We start from the raw sequence: 2,515 nt of genomic DNA, 5'->3' as shown, positions 1-2,515 counted from the left end.
GAGAAGTACATCGGGGTCGCCCGCTTCGGGGAAAAGGTCAACCTACAAGCTCACGAGGCGCTTGTCACGCACGAAACCTTCCAAGCGGCGCAAGAGAAGCTCGCCAAGCCCACGAAGCCCGAGGAGGCTCCCGAGGTGCTGGGCTATGTGAAAGAGCAACGGGTCGATCCGATCGGCTACTACCTGCGCGGCAAGGTGCGCTGTGGTCACTGTGACTGCCTGATGACCCCGGCGGGCCACTATGGCAGCAGTGGTAAGGTCGGGTACTACCAGTGCCCCCGCGCCTGCAAGCACGGAGCGGAATGCACGGTCAAGCGGGTGAACGCCCACACACTTCACGAAGTTGTGGTCGCGGAGATAGCCCGCTGCGCCAAGCACCCCACTCGGCTAACAACCCTGATCCGGGAAGCCGCCAAGCGCCTGCCGGAGACCGATGACCTCTCGGCAGAGCTGGCGCGGCACAAGCGCAACCGGCGGGAGACGGACAAGAAAATCGCGCGGCTGGTGGCGGCGATTCGGGATGGGGGTAGCTCGGCGGCGCTCAACAAGGAAGTCCGCCAGCTCGAAGCGCTGGGCGCGGAGCAGGACACAAAGATTGCGGAGGGTCAGGCCCGGCTGGGCTCGCTCTCTGCCCCTCGCCCAGACAGTGCGGCGCTTGCCGCTCTGTGGGGTGACTTTAGCTGCCGGTGGCAGCAACTGAGCTTGGAGGAGCGAACACTTCTTCTGGGCTGTCTCGTCGATTCGGTGACGATGCTGGAAAAAGAAAAAGGAGCCTTGCGTTTGCGTCTCTGTTTGCCAGAAACATCGCAAGACTCCATCTGCATAGTAGGTTTTGAGGCCCATTTGGGTGCGGGTACCTCGCGAATTTCGATATTCGTTGCCGAAGTGTCCCCCTCAGCCTCTTCTGTTTGTAAGCAGCCTCTCGATGTCTTGACATCGATTGCTCTCCCCCACGGGGCGAGCGGGAGGCTCCATCGTGCCCTCGTTTTGCTCTCTTCTTAAACTCAACCTAGCGGCGGCTTTGTCGCGCTTTGAGAGTAGAGAGGCGGTGGCAGGATGAACACTCCCCCCACCGCCCGTTTGCTGGAGTCGTCCCACCTCGCGCCAACGACCGAGACGGCTACCGAATCTACTCTACCACTCTGGCGGCTTCCTGAAGCACGTAGCGATAAAGAAGCACGTCTCGGAATTCTCATGCGCAATATCCTCTGGCTCGATGCCAAGGGTGGCTGCCACGCTGCGAACGAGTTCTTTGCCCATCACCCCACTATGGGCCTAGGCCGTGATGTCGCCACCATCCGCCGCGGGCTCGCTGATCTCGAAGCCGCTGGGCTGATCGTCCGGGAGTTCGATGCGTTCGGCAAGCGCACAATCCGCCCACTCGTGACTGCCGTGGAGCTGATCGAAGCGGGCTGGGCGGCGCTGGCAGAGTCCATTCTTGGCATGACACAGTGGCCTGCCGTAATCCGGGCTCTGTGTCGCTCGCTGCTCAAGCGCCTGGGCAAGTGGCGCAAGGAGCTCGATCTGAGCCGCCTCGGGGTTCGCCCTGAGCACCAGAATTGCGCGGGGTCTGCGCGGACAATTGCGCGGCCCTCTCCTTCTAAAGAACGCGAAGCGCAGAAGACGACAACAGTACCAGGCACTGGTTCTGAACCCCGACCGGCAGGTGTTGTTGTCTCTCCTGCGGAGGTCTCCGAACCAGAATCTGAAGCCATCACGGTGGCTGTAGAAGCCGGACTGGATCGAAACGCCGCTCGTCGTGCAGTCGGGGAGAAGCCTCTGGAGGCGGTGAGGAGCGCAGTGAAGGCAGCACGGGTTTACGTGGCCTCCCACGAAGTACGAAGCCTGCCTGCGCTTCTCGTGACGGCGATACGTGCCGGGTGGCTCGCGCCCGCGCCGCCTTCGAGCTACGGCAGTGACCGCGGCGAACGGCCCGTTCGAGTCGTGGTCGCACCGGCCCAGATGCGGACAGAGACTGCACCACGGCCTATTGAGGCTGATGCTTCAACGGAGGCTTGGGAGGCGCTCTCGGAGGATCAGCGAGCGGAGCTTCTGGCAGTGGCGCTCACCGATGCTCTGGAGACTGCCAGCGAGGCGGAGAAGGCGCTTGTACGGCGGCGCGGCGTGGACTCGCTTCCTGTGGTGATGCGTGCCAAGCGACTGGCACGCAAGCGGGCTGAAGCCCTAGGAGCCAGCGATGCCGGGTAAGCGGCGCGACGGCCAGCTTTGCCTTCGCGGCATGGCAAATATCCGGCCACGTAAGCCCCGTGCCGAGATCGAGGCACAAGAGCAGCGGGCGTTCTTTGTTTGGCTTCGGCTTCACGCACGGCAGTTCCCGGAGCTGCGGTGGGTGCATGCGATTCCCAACGGTCTCTGGCTGGGGCCGAAGCGCGCAGCCGAAGCCGTTGAGCTGGGACTGACCGCTGGGGTGTGGGATGTGTTCGTGCCCGTGCCATCGTCGGGGTGCCACGGTCTGTATATTGAACTGAAAGCAGGACGCAACGGACTGACCGAG

At 63.0% G+C, this 2,515-nt stretch carries 2 protein-coding genes and 1 pseudogene; all 3 read left to right on the top strand.

The window, feature by feature from the left end; all coding sequences use genetic code 11:
* On the top strand, positions 1-1,002 hold a 1,002-nt coding region (locus RMO15_RS11280; protein WP_309712134.1), incomplete at its 5' end, for a recombinase zinc beta ribbon domain-containing protein.
* 54 nt (positions 1,003-1,056) lie between these two features.
* Entirely contained in the window at positions 1,057-2,208 is a 1,152-nt protein-coding gene (locus RMO15_RS11275; RefSeq protein ID WP_309712131.1) for a hypothetical protein, read from the top strand.
* Positions 2,198-2,515: pseudogene (locus RMO15_RS11270) on the top strand (hypothetical protein); the annotation flags it as partial. The gene RMO15_RS11275 and the pseudogene RMO15_RS11270, both read left to right, overlap by 11 nt.

It is taken from the genome of Armatimonas sp. (genome assembly GCF_031410135.1).
Classification (GTDB): domain Bacteria; phylum Armatimonadota; class Armatimonadia; order Armatimonadales; family Armatimonadaceae; genus Armatimonas.
This window is presented reverse-complemented; position numbering and strand designations above follow the sequence as displayed.